This window comes from Pseudomonas salmasensis, from assembly GCF_014268375.2.
GTDB lineage: Bacteria > Pseudomonadota > Gammaproteobacteria > Pseudomonadales > Pseudomonadaceae > Aquipseudomonas > Aquipseudomonas salmasensis.
The window spans coordinates 6,193,795-6,211,398 of sequence record NZ_CP077083.1; the positions used below are offsets into that span (position 1 = coordinate 6,193,795).

Sequence of the window (17,604 nt, forward strand, 5' to 3'; positions counted from 1 at the left end):
ACACAATGAGAATGACTAGCATCTTCTTCCACGCAGTTACCTGCCTTCAGCGCCTGGGCCAACGCCGGCCCGGGCCCTAGCGATGAGAAGACGTTGAGCCATGGCCACTCCCAGCACCTCAACCGCAACACTGTTGCGCCGTTCCCTGTCCGAAGCCCTGGGCCAGCCTGCCGAGCAGATCCCCCTGGAGGCCAACCTGATTGAATGGGGGCTCGATTCGGTGACCCTGATCCGCCTCGCCGGCCAATGGCGCCGCCAGGGCCTGGCCGCACGGTTCGCCGAGCTGGTGGCCGACCCGCGCCTGTGCGCCTGGCTGACGCTGCTCGACACCGCGCCGGTGACGCCAGCGCCCGTCAATAGCCATACGGACGACGGCCTGCCCTTTGAACTGGCGCCCATGCAGCACGCGTACTGGATCGGCCGCGCCCCAGGGCAACAACTGGGCGGTGTGGCCGCGCATTTCTATAACGAATTCGACGGCCACGACGTAGACCCGCTCCGCCTGGAAGCCGCGGTACAGGCCTTGCTGGCACGCCACCCCATGTTGCGTGCGCAGTTTCTGGAGGAGGGTCGCCAACAGATCCTGCCCCGTAGCCCCTGGCCAGGGCTGAAGGTGCATGACCTGCGCCAGGCCGATGCCACACAACTGCAACAGCAACTGCACGCCTTGCGCGCTGCGCTGTCCCATCGCCAGTTGGCGGTGGAACACGGCCAGATGCTGGATATTCAGCTCTCGCTATTGCCCCACGGCACCCGCCTGCACCTGAACCTGGACATGCTCGCCGCCGACGCCTTGAGCCTGCGCACCCTGCTGGGCGACCTGGTGCAGTTGTATCGCCAACAGCCCCTGCCCGCGCTGGCCTACAGCTTCCCGCGCTACCTGGCCGACCTGCGCCAGGAACAGGCCAGCCCCGAGCACCGAGCACGTCACCAACACGCCCGCGACTATTGGTTGCAGCGCCTGGACACCCTGCCCGGCGCCCCGCGCCTGCCCATCCAACCCCAAGGCGATGAGCGCCATGTGCGCCGCCGTCACCATTGGCTGGCGCCGTCCCAGCGCCAGGCATTTGAACGCCACGCCCGCGAGCACGCCCTCACCCCGGCCATGGCCCTGGCGGCGGTATTTTGCGAAGCCCTCGGCGCCTGGTGCGAGACGCCCGAGCTGTTGCTCAACCTGCCGTTGTTCAACCGCACGCCGTTGCATGAGGACGTCGAGCGCCTGGTCGGTGACTTTACCTCCTCGGTCCTGCTGGCCTGGGATGGCCGTGTGGCCGGCACCTTCGCCGCCCGTGCCACGGCGCTGCAACGACGCTTCCACAGCGATGCGGCCCACAGTGCATTTACCGGGCTGGAGGTGTTGCGCGAGCTGTCGCGGTTGCGTGGCGAGCAAGTCCTGGCACCCGTGGTGTACACCAGTGCCCTGGGCCTGGGGGAGTTGTTTGCCGAGGGCGTGCAGGAGAGTTTCGGCCAACCGGCCTGGATCATTTCCCAGGGCCCCCAAGTGTGGCTCGACGCCCAAGTCACCGAGCTGGACGGCGGCATCCTGGTCAATCTTGATGCCCGTGAAGGGCTGTTCGCCGAGGGCGTCCTGGATGGACTGTTCGACGCCTATACCGGCCTGTTGCAAGGTTTGTGTCATGACGCAGCCGCCTGGGGCCAAGCGACTCCGGCGCTGATCCCCAGCCGCCAGTTGGCCGAGCGCAGCGCCGCCCAGGGCCACGTCGCGACGCTGCCAAGCCAACGCCTGCACGAAGGCTTTTTCACCCAGGCCCGGCTGACGCCTGCCCTTCCAGCCCTGTTGTACGGCGACCACGCCCTCAGCTATGGCGAGTTGGCCGAGCGCGCCCTGCGCGTCGCGGCGTACCTGGAGGGTCAGGGCCTGCAACGCGGTGACGTGGTCGCCCTGCAACTGCCCAAAGGCCCCGAGCAGGTGATCGCCGTACTGGGCATCCTCGCATGCAGCGCCACCTACCTGCCTATCGGCATCGACCAGCCCGCTGCGCGCTGCCGCACGATCTGCGACAGCGCCGGCGCCCGCCTGCTACTTACCCAACTGCCGCAGGCTGGCGACGCACTGGCGGCGCCACGGGCCGGTGCGGTCAGCGACCTGGCCTACGTCCTCTACACCTCCGGTTCCACCGGTGAACCCAAGGGGGTAGAGATCAGCCACCTGGCCGCCGCCAACACCCTGGAGGACCTGCAACGACGCTTGCAGCTTAACCGCGATGACCGAATCCTGGCGCTCTCGGCGCTGGAATTCGACCTGTCGGTATTCGACCTGTTTGCCCCACTGGCCTGCGGCGCGGCGTTGGTGTTGATCGAACCCCACGCGCAGCGCGATGCCCTACGCTGGCGCGAACTGGCCACTCAACACCGCGCCACTGTGCTCAATTGCGTGCCGGCGCTGCTCGACATGCTGCTCGGCTGTGGCGACGCCCCGTTGCCCCTGCGTGCCGTCTTGCTGGGCGGGGACAAGGTCGCGCCGCAGCTGGCGCCCCGCCTGTGGGCCCAAGCCTCCGGTTGCCGCTTTATGGCCCTGGGCGGTGCGACGGAAGCGGCGATTCACTCGACGCTGTTCGAAGTCGTGCCCGGCCAGAAGTTGCACTGGCATTGCCTGCCGTATGGCAAACCCTTGGATAACGTCAGCCTGCGCATCGTCGACCCGCAGGGTCATGACTGCCCGGACTGGGTGGCCGGCGAACTGTGGATTGGCGGGGCCGGAGTAGCAGAGGGTTATCGTGGCGACCCAGTGCGCAGTGCCGAACGCTTTGTGGTTTATAACGGCCTGCGCTGGTACCGCACCGGCGACAGTGCGCGCTACCACCCCGACGGTACGGTCGAGTTCCTGGGGCGCAGCGACTTCCAGCTCAAGCTGCACGGCTACCGTATCGAGGCCGGTGAAGTGGAACACGCGCTACTGGCCTGCCCCGGCGTCGACCAGGCGGTGGCGCTGCTCGCCGGCCAGCAGCTGGCGGCGGTGGTGCGCCTGGCTAAGGGCCCGATGCAACCTACCGCGCTGGCGTTTCCAGGCCTGGCCGAGCGCCTGCCGGCCTACATGATTCCCAGCCTGATCCTCGGCTGCGCGCAATGGCCGTTGACCACCAATGGCAAGGTGGACCGCAAGGTACTCCACGGCTGGCTGGCGGACCATCGCGGCACTCACCAAGCCTTGCTGTCGCCGCCCTGCGGCGCCATTGAACAACAGGTGGCCCGCGCCTGGCAGCAGTTGCTCGGCTGCGGCGAGGTGTGCCGCGAGCATAACTTCTTCGCCCTGGGCGGCGACTCCCTGAGCGCCACGCGCCTGGTGCGCCTGCTGGCCGAACAAGGGCTGGGCGGCGCACGAATCGCCCAGGTATTTACCAAACCAGTGCTGGCGCAGTTTTGCGCCGACCTGCATCAACAGGCCCAGGCCGAACCGCAACGTACCGTTGTCCCAGACCAGGCCCAACGTCACGCGCCCTTCCCCATGACCGAGGTGCAGCAAGCCTACTGGCTGGGTCGTGACCCGAGCCTGGTATTGGGCGGGGTGAGCTGCCACTTCTACCGCGAATACGACGTCGAAGACCTCGACCTGCCGCGCCTGCAAAACGCCCTTGGGCGCCTGATCGAACGCCACGAAATGCTGCGTGCGGTGTTCGATCAAACAGGCCAGGCCCGCATCCTTGCCCAAGTACCCACCTTCGTGATCGGCCAAAGCCACGCTTGCCTCGAAGACCTGCGTGAGCACTGTGCCCACCGCGTGTTCGATCCCGCCCAATGGCCGCTGTTCGATGTGCAGGCGGTGACCCAGGGCCGGCATACCCGCCTGGCCATCAGCCTGGACAACCTGATCCTCGACGCCCTCAGCATCCTGCGGTTCTATACCGAACTCGACGCGTTGTACCGCGAGCCGACGCTGGCCATGCCACCGCTGCAATTGTCCTTTCGCGACTACCAGATTCAGGCCGGCGTGGAACCCGCCGAACTGCACGCCGCGCAGCAGTTCTGGCAAGCACGCCTGCCCACCTTACCGCCGCACCCGCAACTGCCCCTGGCTGCCGACCCCGCCAGCCTGGGCCGACCGCGCTTCGAGCGCCTGCAAGGGCAGGTCAAGGCTCGGGCCTGGCAAGCGATCCTGGCCAAGGCGCAACAGCACAGCCTGACTGCCTCGGCGGTGCTGCTCTGTGCGTTTGCCGAAACCCTCGGGCGCTGGAGTACGCGCCCGGACCTGAGCCTGAACCTCACGCTGTTCGACCGCCGGCCTGTGCATCCGCAGATCGATCAGGTGATGGGCGACTTCACCTCCCTCACCCTGCTCGGCTACGTGCCCGTGGCCGGCGAACGCTGGCTCGACCGCGCCAGGCGCACCCAGCACACGCTCGGCGAGGCCCTGGAACATCGCTGCGTGGGGTCGGTGAGCCTGTTGCGCCAACTGGCGCGCAGCAATGACGAGCACCAGGTGAGCATGCCGGTGGTGTTCACCAGCGCCCTGGGCGTACCGGATGGCACCGCCGCGCCGGTGGACGGGCCCTTCGCCAGGCAGGTCTTCGGCCTTACCCAAACCCCGCAGGTGTGGCTCGACCATCAGGTGGTGGAAGCTGACGGCGGCATCGCCCTGAACTGGGACCGCGTGATCGGGCTGTTCCCCGACGGGCTGGTCGAGGCGATGTTCGACGCCTACCTGCACAGCCTTGAGTGGTTGGCCGAACACCCCTGGGACAGCGCCCCGCCAGACCTGCTGCCCCTGGCACAGGCGCAGGTACGCGCACGGTTGAATGCCCCTGGCACCAGCGTTGCGGGGGACCCGAGCCTGCATCAGGGCTTCTTCCAACAGGCGCACCAATCGCCGCAACGCCCTGCGCTGTTGTGGGGCGAGCATGGGAGCCTGAGCTACGGCGAACTGGCCGACCGCGCCCTGCGCATCGCCCGCAGCCTGATGGACGCAGGCGTGGCGGCCGGTGACCTGGTGGCAGTCTCCCTGGGCAAAGGCCCGCAACAGATCGCCAGTGTGCTGGGCGTGCTGGCAGCGGGCGCGGCCTACCTGCCGGTGGGGGTCGACCAACCGTTGCAACGCTGCCAGCGCATCCTGCAACAGGCCGGCGTTGGCCTGATCCTCGCCGAGCACGACCCACACTTGCCTGGGGTCAAGCACCTCACGCCTTCACAGGCACAATGCGCCGAACCGTTGTTGGCCCCCCTGGCCGTGTGCGCCAACGAACTGGCCTACGTGATCTACACCTCCGGCTCCACCGGCCAGCCCAAGGGCGTGGAAATCACCCACCGCGCCGCGATGAATACCGTGGCCGAGATCAACCGTTGCTACAACATCGACGCCTCGGACCGGGGCCTGGCGCTGTCAGCACTGGACTTCGACCTGTCGGTGTATGACCTGTTCGGCCTGCTCTCGGTGGGCGGCGCCCTGGTGTTGATCGAAGAAGACCAGCGCCGCGATGCCCGCGCCTGGCTCAAGGCCCTGCAACACCATCATGTAAGCCTGTGGAACAGCGTGCCGGCGCTGCTCGATATGTTGCTGGAAGCCAACGCGCTTGAGCGCCACCCTCTGGCGTTGAAAGTGGCCCTGCTGTCGGGCGACTGGATTGGCCTGGACCTGCCGCAACGCCTGCGCCAACAGGCGCCGCACTGCCGCTTTGTCGCCCTCGGCGGCGCCACCGAAGCCGCGATCTGGTCCAACCACTTTGAAGTCCAGCAGCCGTTGCCGGGCTGGCGTTCAATCCCCTACGGCGTGCCACTGGCGAACCAGGCGTACCGGGTAGTGGACGCCCTGGGCCGCGACTGCCCGGACTGGGTCACCGGCGAGTTGTGGATCGGCGGCGCCGGCGTCGCACGCGGCTATCGCCATGCACCGCAGTTGAATGCCGAGCGCTTTATCGACGGTTGGTACCGCACCGGTGACCTGGGCCGCTACCGGCCAGGCGGTTTGCTGGAGTTCCTTGGCCGCGCCGATACCCAGGTCAAGGTCCGTGGTCACCGTATCGAACTGGGGGAAATCGAAGCCGCCCTGGCCCGTCATCCCTGTGTAAACCAGGCCGTGGCGCTGGTCGCGGACACACGCTTGCTGGCTGCAGTTGCCGCCAGCACCCACGCCGACGTACTCGCCCAGCACTTGGAACACTGCCTGCCCGCGTATATGCGCCCGGAACAGATTCTGGTGCTGGAACGTCTGCCCCTGAGTAGCAACGGCAAGGTGGATCGTCGCGCCTTGCTCGCCCCCTTGGCGGCTGCGGCCCAGGCACGCCCCGCGCCGGATGAGGCCCCGTTGAGCGTCGCTGAACAGCAGGTCGCCGAGTTGTGGCAGCAGTTGCTCAACGTGCCCAGCGTGTCACGCCACGACAACTTTTTCCGCCTGGGCGGCGACAGCCTGCTGGCCACGCGGTTTCTCGAAATGCTGCGCAGCCGCCTTGGCCTGGAGCTGCCCATGGGCCAGCTGTTCGGCGCCGCCAGCCTGCTGGAAGTGGCGCACGCCCTTGAGCGCCAGCCCACCCCCGACACCGTTGAAGAAGGCCTCATCTGATGCCTGCGCAAACTCCCCCTTCTCCAGGAGCTGTCCCCATGCCCGCCGCCAAACTGTTAAGCGAACTCAAATCCCTGGGCGTCGAGCTCTGGCCCCAGGATGGCCAACTCAAGTTCCGCGCGCCCCAGGGCCTGCTCAACGCCGAACGCCTGGCGCAACTGCGTGAGCACAAGCAACAGATCCTGCACCTGCTGCAAACCCAGGAGCGGCCCGAGGTGGTGGCCGACCCGGCCCAGCGCCACGCGCCGTTCCCGCTCACTGACGTACAGAACGCCTACCTGCTCGGGCGCCAGTCTTCGTTCGGCTACGGCAATGTCGCCTGCCACGGTTACCTGGAACTGAGCTGGCCGAACCTCGACCCGCAGCAGGTGGAACAGGCATGGAACCGCCTGATTGCCCGGCATGACATGCTGCGCGCGGTGATCGCCAGCGAAGGCTCCCAGCGCGTACTCGCAGAGGTCGACCATTACCCACTGGCGGTTACCGACCTGCGCGGGGCCACCCGCCAACAGCACCAACACGGCGTGCAACAGATTCGCCAGGCCATGGAGCAGAAGCTCTACCCGACCGAGGCCTGGCCGCTGTTCGAGTTGCGCCTGAGTCGCAGCGACAGTGGCGACACCCTGCACTTTTCCATGGACTCGCTGATCGCCGACTGGGCCAGCGCGCAATTGCTGTTCAATGAGCTGGAGCAGTTGCTGCACGATCCAGAAGCCCGCTTGCCCACCCTGGACATCAGCTTTCGCGACTACCTGCTGGCCGAACGCGGCCTGCTCGAAGGCAGCCGCCACCAGCGCGACCGCGACTACTGGCTGGCGCGCATCGACGAACTGCCCGCCGCACCGCAACTACCGGCGCCCCTGAGCGGCGAAGACACCCGCGTGCCGCGCTTTCAACGCCACTCGGCGCAACTCGACGCCTCGCAATGGGCCGCCCTGAAAAGAGCCGCCAGCGCCCTCGGCCTCACCCCCTCCATCGTGGTGCTCAGCGCCTACGCCGGCACCTTGCAGCGCTGGAGCCAACAACCCGCCTTCAGCCTCAACCTGACCCTTCTCAACCGCTTGCCCCTGCATCCGCAAGTGGGCCAGTTGGTGGGGGATTTCACCTCGGTCAGCCTGTTGCAGGTCAACGATCCCCAAGGCCAGGACTTCACCAGCCAGGCGCGCCTACTGGGCAACCAATTGTTTGCCGACCTGGAGCATCGGCTGTTTCCCGGCATTCAAGTGATGCGTGAAATCGGCCGGCGTCGCGGCCGGGAAGCCGCCGCCATGCCGGTGGTGTTCACCAGTGCCATCGGCCTGGGGATCGAACCGCCGGCCAGCAGCCAGCGCCGGGTCGGCCACGGCATCACCCAGACGCCCCAGGTGACCCTCGACTGCCAGGTGATGGACGACGCCCAGGGCCTGCACATTCACTGGGATGTGCGCCAAGGCGTGTTCTCAGACGGCCTCATCGAGGACATGCAACAAGCCTTCGTTTGCGAACTGCGATTGTTAGCCCTCGACCCGGCTGCCTGGGACCACCCCATGCACGTGCCGCTGCCGGCCTGGCAACAGCGTGAGCGCCTCGCCGCCAATGCCAGCGCCGCCCCGCTGCCCACCGGCCGCCTGCATGACGGCCTGCTGGCCATGGCGTGGGAACGCCCACAGGCGCTGGCGGTGGTCGATGCCCACGGCAGCTTGACCTACGCCGCCTTGATGGAGCGCGCCCTGGCGGTGGCCGCGGCCTTGCACGCTGCCGGTTGCCGGGCCCAGGAACCGGTCGCAATCCTCATGCCCAAGGGTCGCGACCAAGTGGTGGCGGCCTACGGTGTGCTACTGGCTGGCGCTGCCTACCTGCCCCTGGACAGCCACGCCCCGGCCGCCCGCCGCGACCGCGTGCTGCACAGCGCCCAGGTGCGGCATGTGCTCGGCTGTTCCCAGGCGCTGCCCCAAGTGCCGTTGCCCGACGGTCTGGCCTGGCATGCCGTCGACCAATTGGCCCCAGCCATGCCGGACTTCCCGGCAGCCGACGGCAGCCCCGACGACCTCTCCTACGTGATCTACACCTCAGGCTCCACCGGCGAGCCCAAAGGTGTGATGATCAGCCACCGCGCCGCCCTCAATACCGTGCAGGACATCAACCGGCGCTTTGAGGTCAGCGCAACTGACCGCGTGCTGGGCCTGGCGCAACTGAGTTTCGACCTGTCGGTGTATGACCTGTTCGGCCCGCTCGCGGTCGGCGGCACCCTGGTGCTGCCCGACCCGGCACGCGGCGCCGACCCGTCGCACTGGGCCGAGCTGGTGCAGCGTCATCAGGTGACGCTGTGGAATTCGGTACCGGCGCAACTGCAGATGCTGGCCCACTACCTGCAGGCCGAGCCACGGCCTTTGGACAGCCTGCGCCTGGCGCTGCTGTCGGGGGACTGGATCCCACTGAACCTGCCGCCCCAACTGCAAGCGTTGTTGCCAAGCCTGGCCCTGGTGGCCTTGGGCGGCGCCACCGAAGCCTCGATCTGGTCGAACCTGCACCCCATCGGCGCGATTGACCCGGCGTGGCGCAGCATTCCCTACGGCCTGCCGCTGGCCAACCAGGGTTTTCGCGTGCTGGACAGCCAATGGCGCGATGCGCCCACCTGGGTGCCGGGTGACCTGTACATCACCGGCGTCGGCCTGGCCCAGGGTTACCTGGGCGATCCAGCATTGACCAACGCGCGGTTTTTCGCCCACCCGCTCGACGGCCAGCGCCTGTATCGCACCGGTGACCGGGGCCGCTACTTGCCGGGGGGTGAACTGGAGTTTCTCGGCCGTGAAGACGGCCAGGTCAAGATCCGTGGCCATCGTGTGGAGCTGGGCGAAATCGACGCCGCGTTGCTCGCCACGCCAGGCGTAGACAGCGCGGTCAGCCTGCTCAACGGCGAGCTGCTGGCCTTCGTCACCGCCGCGCGCGTCGAACCCGAACCGCTGCCGGGCGCGCCGTTGCTCAGCGCAGTGCAGCGTTACGCCGACAGCCAGGTCGGCAGCTTCGATGCGCAGCAGGTACGCGACTATCAGGCCGACCTCAACGCCGCGGCATTGAGTTCCATGCTGGAGGTGATGCGCAAGGCCCAGCTATTTAGTGGTGCGTTGGCCGAGCCGGATGCGGCCGCCATCCTGCAAGCCCTGCAAGCGCAACCCCGCCATCATTGGCTGGTACGCCGCTGGTTAACGGCCTTGTGTGACGCCGGCCTGTTGCAACGCGAACAATCCCGCTATCGCCTGCTGCACAGCGGGCCGAACCCGGCGCTGGCCTGGGGCCGGGTGGAACAGGCGCTCGCGTGTGGGTTATGCAGCCAGGCGCTGCTCGACTACCAGCTCGATCATGTGCGGCAACTGCCGCAACTGCTGCGCGGCGAGGTCAACCCGTTCGACCTGTTGTTCCCCCAGGGCCAGCAAGACCTGGCGTTGCAGCTGTATGGCGGGGATGCCGTATCGCGCTACAACAACCACAGCATCGCCGCGCTGATCAACCGCCTGGCCACCCACCATGAGGGCGACGGCCCGCTGCGCGTCCTGGAGATCGGCGCGGGCACCGGGGCCACCAGCGCCTCGGTGATCAGCCTGCTGGATGGCCTGGAAGTGGATTACCTGTTCACCGACATGACCGCATTTTTCCTGCCGGCGGCCAAGCAACGCTTTGCCGACCACCCCTGGGTACGTTACGGCGTGTTGGACATTGACCAGGCCATTCGCCCCCAGGGTTTGGCCAGCAACAGCGTGGACATCGTGCTGTGTGCGGGCATGCTCAACAGCGTCAAGGACATCGACACCGCCCTCGGCCAGATCAGCGAATTGCTCAGCCCGGGTGGCTGGCTGGTGTTCAGCGAACCGACCGGTGAGTGGCCCGCCATCTTGCTGACCCAGGGCTTCATGATGACCCCGGCGGGCGGTGACCACGAGCAGGGCCGCAGCGGCTTGCGCAGCGCCGAGACCTGGCAGGCGCGGGTGCAGGCACTGGGCGGCGAAATGCTGCCCGCCCTGCCCCACGCCGACCACCCGCTGGCCGCTCTCGGCATGCAGGTGTTCGCCGCACGCTTGAAGGCCGGCTTCCAGCGCTTGAGCGTCGATAACCTGCGCAGCGCGTTGGCGCAGCGCCTGCCGGACTACATGTTGCCGGCACACCTGCAAGTGCTCGACCGCCTGCCCCTGACCGCCAACGGCAAGATCGACCGCCAGGCCCTGGCCCACTGGCGCCCCGCCGTGGATGCCCAGGCCGAAAGCAGTCAGGATGCACCCAGCGACCCGCTCACCGCCGAGCTGTGCCGGGTGTGGGCCGAGGCCCTGGGCTTGGCGCAGATCGGTGCGGACGACAGCTTCTACGAGAAAGGCGCCGATTCGCTGATCCTCGCCCGCGTCGCCGGCCAGTTGCGCGAACAACTGCCCCAGGCCCACAGCCTGAGCTACGACACCTTGCTGCGCCAGATGCTCAACGAGCCAAATGTGCGCGCCCTGGCGCGCCTGCTCAACCACGGCGAAAACGCACCTGCCGCCGCGGCGCCCGACCAAGCGCAGCGCGCCAACCACAGTAACGCCCTGGTGGTGCCGTTCGGCGGTGGCGAGAGCGGCCCGGTGCGGGTGATGTTCCATGCCGCCCTGGGCACGTTGGATTATTTCCAGCACCTGGGCCGTGCACTGGCGGCTCAACAGGCCGGCCCGGTGATTGGCTTCGCGGTGGCCGACACCGCGCAATACCTGGCGCTGGACCCCAAGCGCCTGATCGAAAGCGTGGCCCAGGACTACGCCGACCGCTTGATCGCCGACGGCCATCAACGCTTCCAGTTGATCGGCTACTGCCTGGGCGGCCTGCTCGCCACCGAAGTTGCCCGGCGCCTGCTGGAACGTGGCATGGAGGTGGTAGACCTGAGCCTGATTGACAGCATCCCGATGTTTATCGACACCGACGAAGAGCTGGCCTATGAGGCGATCTTCGTGCCCAACCTCAACCTGGACCCGGTGAAAACCGTGTTCGGCGCGCATATCGAAGACTACGACGTGTACCGCGCCATCGACCTGCTGATGGCCCGCGACAACCGCCGCGTACCCGCTGGTGCCATGGCCGCCCTGAGCGGCGATCCCGGCCTCGACGCCTTGGCGCTGGCGGTGCAGCAACAGTCGGCACGCAGCCAGGAGGAGCGCCTGGCCGAGTACGCACGCCTGGCGTCTGGCCAGGCCGGCGTGCCCATCGGCCCCGAGCTGGTACCGACGCTGTTTCGCGTATGCCGCCACAGCATGCGGGCGGCGCGGTTCGACCCGCCGCCGTTCCTGGGCAACATGACCTACCTGCGCTGCCTGGAGCAGCAATCGTTCGGTATCACCGGCGGCGTCGGGCACCTGGCGGCGCCGTTCTGGGAAAACGCGTGCCTGGGTCAATTCACCCTGATCGACGTGCCCGGCAACCATTTCAGCGTGATCGAACCGCCCCACGTGCACACCGTCACTGCCCACCTGCTTGAGGCCCTTGGAAAACACTCATGACCACCGCCTTGGATACCCTCAAACGCCCGGTCAACCGCCTGATTCGCCTCGGCGTGGTGTTCGCCGCGATCGGCGCGCTGGCCAACCTGGTGCCCTTTATCGGCCTTACCGAACTGGGCCGCTTGCTGCTCGCCGGCAACGCCGACAGCCCCACGCTGTGGCGGTGGGCGGCCCTGGTAGTCATCGCCCTGAGCCTGGGCTGGATGGCCAGCGGCGTGGCGCTGTGGCTGACCCACCTGGCCGACCATCGCCTGCAATCGAGCTTGCGCGAAGCCATGGTGCGCAAGCTCGGCCGCGTGCCATTGGGGTGGTACACCGACACCACCTCGGGCGCGGTGCGCAAGGTGGTGCAGGACGACCTTGAAGACCTGCACCACCTGGTCGCCCATCACGCGGTAGAACTCACCGCCGCCCTTGTCACGCCACTGGCGGGGCTGGTATGGCTGGCCACGTTGAACTGGCGCCTGGCGCTGCTGGCGGTGCTGACCCTGCCGATCTACGCGGTGGCCTACAGCCTGATGATGCGCGGCTTCGGCGCCAAGATGCAGTTGCTCGACAAGAGCATGACCCGGGTCAGCGCAGCGATTGTCGAGTTTGTCCACGGCATTGCCGTGGTCAAGGCGTTCGGCCAGGTGGGCCAGGCCCATCGCAGTTATCAACAGGCGGTCAATCAGTTCAGCACCCAGTACGCCGGTTGGGTCAAGCCGCTGCTGCGCCTGGAGGCGTTTTCGTCGATGGCCCTGAGCGTGCCAGTGATTCTACTGGTCAGCCTGGGGGTGGGCAGCGTGTTGTTGGCCCAGGGCTGGATCACCCCGTTGCAACTGTTCGCCGAAACCCTGGTGGCGGTGGTGATTCCGCAGTCGCTGCTGGTGATCAACCAAAGCCTCACTGCACAACGTACCGCCCTGGCCGCAGCCGACCGCATCGAAGCACTGCTGGAGGTCGACGAACTGCCCACGCCCAAGGTGTGCAGCCCGCCCCAGGGCAGCGACATCCGCTTTGAACAGGTGCAGTTCGGCTATGACCCTGCGCACCTGATCCTCAATGGCGCCGACCTGCACTGCCCGGCCGGCAGCGTGACGGCGCTGGTGGGGGCTTCCGGTGCGGGCAAGTCAACCCTGGCCAAGCTGGTGCCGCGTTTTCACGACGTGAACGCCGGGCGAGTCTGCGTGGGCGGTGTGGACGTGCGTGAGATCGACCCGCGCCAGCTCTATCAGCACGTGGGATTTGTGTTGCAGGACGCGCAACTGGTGCACGGTACCGTCGCCGACAACCTGCGCCTGGGCCGCCCCGAGGCCAGCGATGCCGAGGTCGAGGCGGCGGCACGGTCGGCGCAGATTCATTCGCGCATCCAGGCCCTGCCCCGGGGTTACCAGTCGGTGATCGGCGAGGACGCGATTTTTTCCGGCGGCGAGGCCCAGCGCCTATCCATCGCCCGCACGTTATTGGCCGACACGCCGGTGCTGATCCTCGATGAAGCCACCTCCCACGCCGACCCCGAGTCCGAAGCCTTGATCCAGGATGCCCTGTCCGCCCTGGCTCGGGGCCGCACGGTGCTGGTGATCGCACACCGCCTGGCCAGTATCTGCGGCGTCGACCAGATAGTGGTGCTCGACCAGGGCCGAGTCATCGAAAGCGGGCGCCATGAACAGCTGCTGCAGGCCAACGGTGCCTACGCCCGGCTGTGGCGCGCCAGTGCCGAAACCACCGCCCCTGACCTGGAGATGTCCTTGTGATCCGCAGCCTCGTGACTTTATTGGGCCCGGCCCATGCCGCACGCCTGTACCGCTACCTCGCCTGGCTGGTGACCAGTGCCGTGCTGCAAGGGCTAGCCGTCGCGTTTCTGGTGCCGATTCTGCACGCGCTGTTTGCCGGTGACCTGCGCAGTGCCTGCCTGTGGCTCGCCGGCCTGGCGGCGATGGCAGTGCTGACCTGCATTACCCATTACCAGCAAGCCATGAAAGGCTTTGCCCTGGCCCTGGTGGTGTTGACCACCTTGCATGACCGTCTTGGCCAGCACCTGGTGACCTTGCCCCTGGGCTGGTTCAACTCGGAAAAGGTCGGGCGCCTGTCGCGCAGCGCCACCAGCGGCACGCTGATGGTCACCGGCTTGTTTGCTCACTACCTGGGGCCGGTGGTATCGGGTGTGGTGGTGCCGGCTACGGTGGCGTTGACCCTGTTCGTGTTTGACTGGCGCCTGGGCCTGACCGCAGTGCTGTGCGCGCCGCTGATCTACGTTGCCCATCACTGGTCGGCGGCCGCCATCGGCAGCAACGATGCGCGGGTGGAGGCCGCGGCGACGCTGGCGGGTAACCGTGTGGTGGAGTTTGCTCGCTACCAGCAAGTGCTGCGCGCCTTCGGTCGCACCCAGGACGGCTACGCACCTTTGCAGGCGGCCAACCTGGCGCAGAAACACGCCGGCGGCTCGATGCTGTCCCAGACCTTCCCGAAACTGCTGGCCGGTGGCTTGACGGTGCAACTGGCGTTTGCGCTGCTGGTGGGTGTGGGCATCGCCCTGGCCAGCCACGGCGCAATCGACGCCATCCAGTTGGTCGCCCTGCTCGCGCTGGCCGCGCGGTTTGTCGGGCCATTGGCCGAAGCGGCGGCGCGCAGCGGCTTGTTGCGCATGGCGGGCAACGACCTGGAACAACTGGTGAGTATCCTGCGTGAGCCGCCGTTGCCAGAGCCCGCCGTCAGCCAGCCGTTGACGGCGCCTGGCAGCCTGGCCTTCGACCGGGTCAGCTTTGCTTACCCCAGCGGGCCCAAGGTACTGCACCGTCTGTCGTTCAACGCCCCGGCCCACACGATGACTGCAATCGTCGGTGCCTCGGGCTCCGGCAAGACCACCGTCACGCGTTTGCTGATGCGTTTTTTCGATGCCAGCGAGGGCAGCGTCAAGGTGGGTGGCGTCGACGTGCGTGAGCTGTCCAACGCCGCGCTGATGGCCCAGCTTTCCCTGGTGATGCAAGACGTCTACCTGTTCGACGACAGCCTTGAGGCCAACATCCGCGTCGGCAGCCCCGACGCCAGCGCCGAGCAAGTCGCCGAAGCGGCACGGCTGGCCGGCGTCGATGAAATCGTCGCGCGCTTGCCCCAGGGTTGGAACACCCCTGTAGGGGAAGGCGGTGCGGGGCTATCCGGCGGCGAACGCCAGCGGGTGTCCCTGGCCCGCGCCTTGCTCAAGCGCGCACCCATCGTGCTGCTGGATGAAGCCACGGCGGCCCTCGACCCGCACAACGAAGCCTTCGTGCAAGCGGCCATTGGCAGCCTGATGCAAAGTGCCACGGTGCTGGTGATCGCCCATCGCCTGCCGACCATCATGGCCGCCGACCAGATCCTGGTGCTGGATGAAGGCTGCCTGGTGGAGTCTGGCACCCATGCCCAATTACTGGCCCGGGGCGGTCGCTACGCCGGGTTCTGGCATGACCGCCAGCGTACCGGCGGCTGGCGCTTGAACGCCGAGGCCCAGCCATGCTGATCGGGGTGTTGGGCGCCAGTGGCGACGTGGGCCTGGCCAGTGCCCAGGCATTGTTGACCCTGGGGGTGAGCGACCTGCGCCTGGGCGGGCGCGATGCCGTCAAGGGCGCAGGCTGCATGCAGCTGCTCCAGCAGCAATGGCCACGCGCGCGCCTGCAGTGGGCCTCGGTGGACTTCAACGACGCAAAAGCTATGGCTGCCTTCGCCCGTGGCTGCGACGTGCTGCTCAACTGCGCGGGCCCATCCTGGCAGCTGCAAGGCCGTGCCGCCCACGCAGCGCTGCGGGCCGATGCCCATTACGTCGATGCCGCCGACCCCGTGCAACTCGACCCGGCCCAGTGGCGTGGCCGTTGCGCAGTGCTGGGCGCCGGCTTGCAACCGGGGCTTACCGGCCTGCTGCCGCGCTGGCTGGCCGAGCAAGGGTTTAGCCAAGTACACCGCCTCACCAGCTATTTCGGTTTGCGCGATCACTTCACCCCTGTGGCCGCCGATGACTTTTTGCAAGGCGCAGTGGATGGCAGCAGCGAACCGCTGGCAGCCTGGGAGCACGGCCGGCGTCCTCGCGCCTTGCGCCGGCAACGCGACGTGTCCGTGCCCTGCTTTCCCGGCCGAGTTCACCTGCTGCCCTACCTCAACCTTGAGGGCGAGCGCCTGGCCATGGACCTCAACCTGGACGTCGGCCAGTGGTTCAACGTGATCACCGACGGCCACGTCCTCAAGGCTCTGGACCAGGCCCATGGTTTGCCACGGGCCGACGCCGTGCAGCGCTTGTGCGAAGCCAGCCGGCTCGACCTCAGCGGCCGGGCGCCCTTCGTCACCCTACTGCTGCAACTCGATGGCCTGCACCACGACCAGGCCCTGACCCGCAGCCTGGTGCTCAGCGGCGCGGGCAATGCAGCGCTGACCGCCGCCATGGCAGCGGCCACGGTCATCAGCGTGGTGGAAGGTGAAATCCGCGCCGGCTGCCATGCCGCCGCCCAGGTGCTGCCGCCCGCCGCCAGCCTTGAACGCCTGCTGCGCACCTCGGCGATTCAGGCCCTGAACCTGCTGTACAGCCCGCTCGATCAACTGCATATCGCCGACGAAGGTTGCCTATGAACACGGCTTTGAACGAGCTGGAACAGCTGAGCCTGGGCGTGATGGCCCAGGTGTTGCTGCACACCCAAGCATTGCCGCTACAGGCATGGCGCGACGCCGAACAGGTCAACCAGGCCCTGGGCACAGCGGCGCGGCATGCCTGGGTGGTACGGCGTTGGCTGGTCGCGTTGCGCCGTGCGGGCCTGCTGCGCGAAGCCGGCGAACGGGTGGCCTGGCGCACGCCGCCACCTCACCCGCAGCTCGGTGAGTTGCCACGCCTGTATGACGCGTTGGGCTTTCCCACCAGCATGGCGCGCCTGCACACCCAAGTCATCGAGTGCCTGCCCGACCTGCTGCGCGATCAGTTCACCCTCACCCACTTACTGATGCTCGGCGGCGACCCGGTAAAGGTATTGAGCGCCTACCAGCACAACCACTTCACCGCCACGATCAATCAAGCCCTGGCTGACCGCGCGCGGCAAATCAGCGCCGCTGACGGGCGACTAAGAGTGCTGGAACTGGGCGGCGGCGCCGGCTGCACCACCGCCGCAGTGCTGGCGGCGTTGCAAGCGTGCGAAAAGGACTATCGCTTCACCGACATCAGCTCGCTGTTTACCGGCGCCGCGCACCGCCAGTTTCGCCTCGAACCGGGCATGCAGGTCGGCCTGCTCGACCTCAATCACAGCTTCAGCGGCCAGGGCATAGTGCCCGGCACCCAGGACTTGGTGGTCGCTGGCAACGTGCTGCACAACGCCCGCGACCTGCCCTACAGCCTTGGTCAGATCCGCAGCGGCCTGCGCGACGGCGGTGCCTTGCTCTTCAGCGAATCCATCGCCGACAACCCGGCGATGCTGACCTTCATGCACCTGTTGCTGTCGCCCGCTGCCGATGCGCCGTTGCGCCCACACGATGAAGCCTTCCTGGCCGCCGATGCCTGGGACCTGGCCTTGCAGGCCGCAGGTTTTGAGTTGCTTGAGGTATGGCCCAGCGCGTGCGACCCGCTCGCCGCGGCGGGGCAACGCTTGTTTCATGCCATAGGAGTTTGAG

The 17,604-nt window shown here is 67.3% G+C and carries 6 protein-coding genes; all 6 read left to right on the top strand.

Annotation, left to right across the window (positions count from 1 at the left end; all coding sequences use genetic code 11):
* Positions 1–100: 100 nt before the first annotated feature.
* The 6 genes from HU731_RS27790 to HU731_RS27815 are packed head-to-tail and all read left to right on the top strand — an operon-like array spanning position 101 to position 17,603.
* Positions 101–6,511 carry a non-ribosomal peptide synthetase gene (locus HU731_RS27790; RefSeq protein ID WP_186609126.1) on the top strand — a complete coding sequence of 2,137 codons (6,411 nt, stop codon included), beginning with the start codon at positions 101–103 and terminating at the stop codon, positions 6,509–6,511.
* Positions 6,512–6,549: 38 nt separating this feature from the next.
* Positions 6,550–12,003 carry a non-ribosomal peptide synthetase gene (locus tag HU731_RS27795; RefSeq protein ID WP_186609128.1) on the top strand — a complete coding sequence of 1,818 codons (5,454 nt, stop codon included), beginning with the start codon at positions 6,550–6,552 and terminating at the stop codon, positions 12,001–12,003.
* A complete protein-coding gene (locus tag HU731_RS27800) occupies positions 12,000–13,739 on the top strand; it encodes an ABC transporter ATP-binding protein (RefSeq protein WP_186609129.1) in 1,740 nt (579 codons plus the stop codon). The genes HU731_RS27795 and HU731_RS27800 overlap by 4 nt, the downstream gene beginning before the upstream one ends.
* Positions 13,736–15,481 carry an ABC transporter ATP-binding protein gene (locus HU731_RS27805; protein WP_186609130.1) on the top strand — a complete coding sequence of 582 codons (1,746 nt, stop codon included), beginning with the start codon at positions 13,736–13,738 and terminating at the stop codon, positions 15,479–15,481. Before HU731_RS27800 ends, HU731_RS27805 begins: the two co-directional genes overlap by 4 nt.
* A complete protein-coding gene (locus HU731_RS27810) occupies positions 15,475–16,578 on the top strand; it encodes a saccharopine dehydrogenase NADP-binding domain-containing protein (protein ID WP_186609131.1) in 1,104 nt (367 codons plus the stop codon). Before HU731_RS27805 ends, HU731_RS27810 begins: the two co-directional genes overlap by 7 nt.
* Entirely contained in the window at positions 16,575–17,603 is a 1,029-nt protein-coding gene (locus tag HU731_RS27815; RefSeq protein ID WP_186609132.1) for a class I SAM-dependent methyltransferase, read from the top strand. The genes HU731_RS27810 and HU731_RS27815 overlap by 4 nt, the downstream gene beginning before the upstream one ends.
* The last annotated feature ends 1 nt before the right edge of the window (position 17,604 follow it).

Bases quoted from the DNA above. Each gene is read 5' to 3' on its own strand.
- HU731_RS27790 (WP_186609126.1), top strand. From the start codon at position 101: ATGGCCACTCCCAGCACCTCAACCGCAACACTGTTGCGCCGTTCCCTG.
- HU731_RS27795 (WP_186609128.1), top strand. From the start codon at position 6,550: ATGCCCGCCGCCAAACTGTTAAGCGAACTCAAATCCCTGGGCGTCGAG.
- HU731_RS27800 (WP_186609129.1), top strand. From the start codon at position 12,000: ATGACCACCGCCTTGGATACCCTCAAACGCCCGGTCAACCGCCTGATT.
- HU731_RS27810 (WP_186609131.1), top strand. From the start codon at position 15,475: ATGCTGATCGGGGTGTTGGGCGCCAGTGGCGACGTGGGCCTGGCCAGT.
- HU731_RS27815 (WP_186609132.1), top strand. From the start codon at position 16,575: ATGAACACGGCTTTGAACGAGCTGGAACAGCTGAGCCTGGGCGTGATG.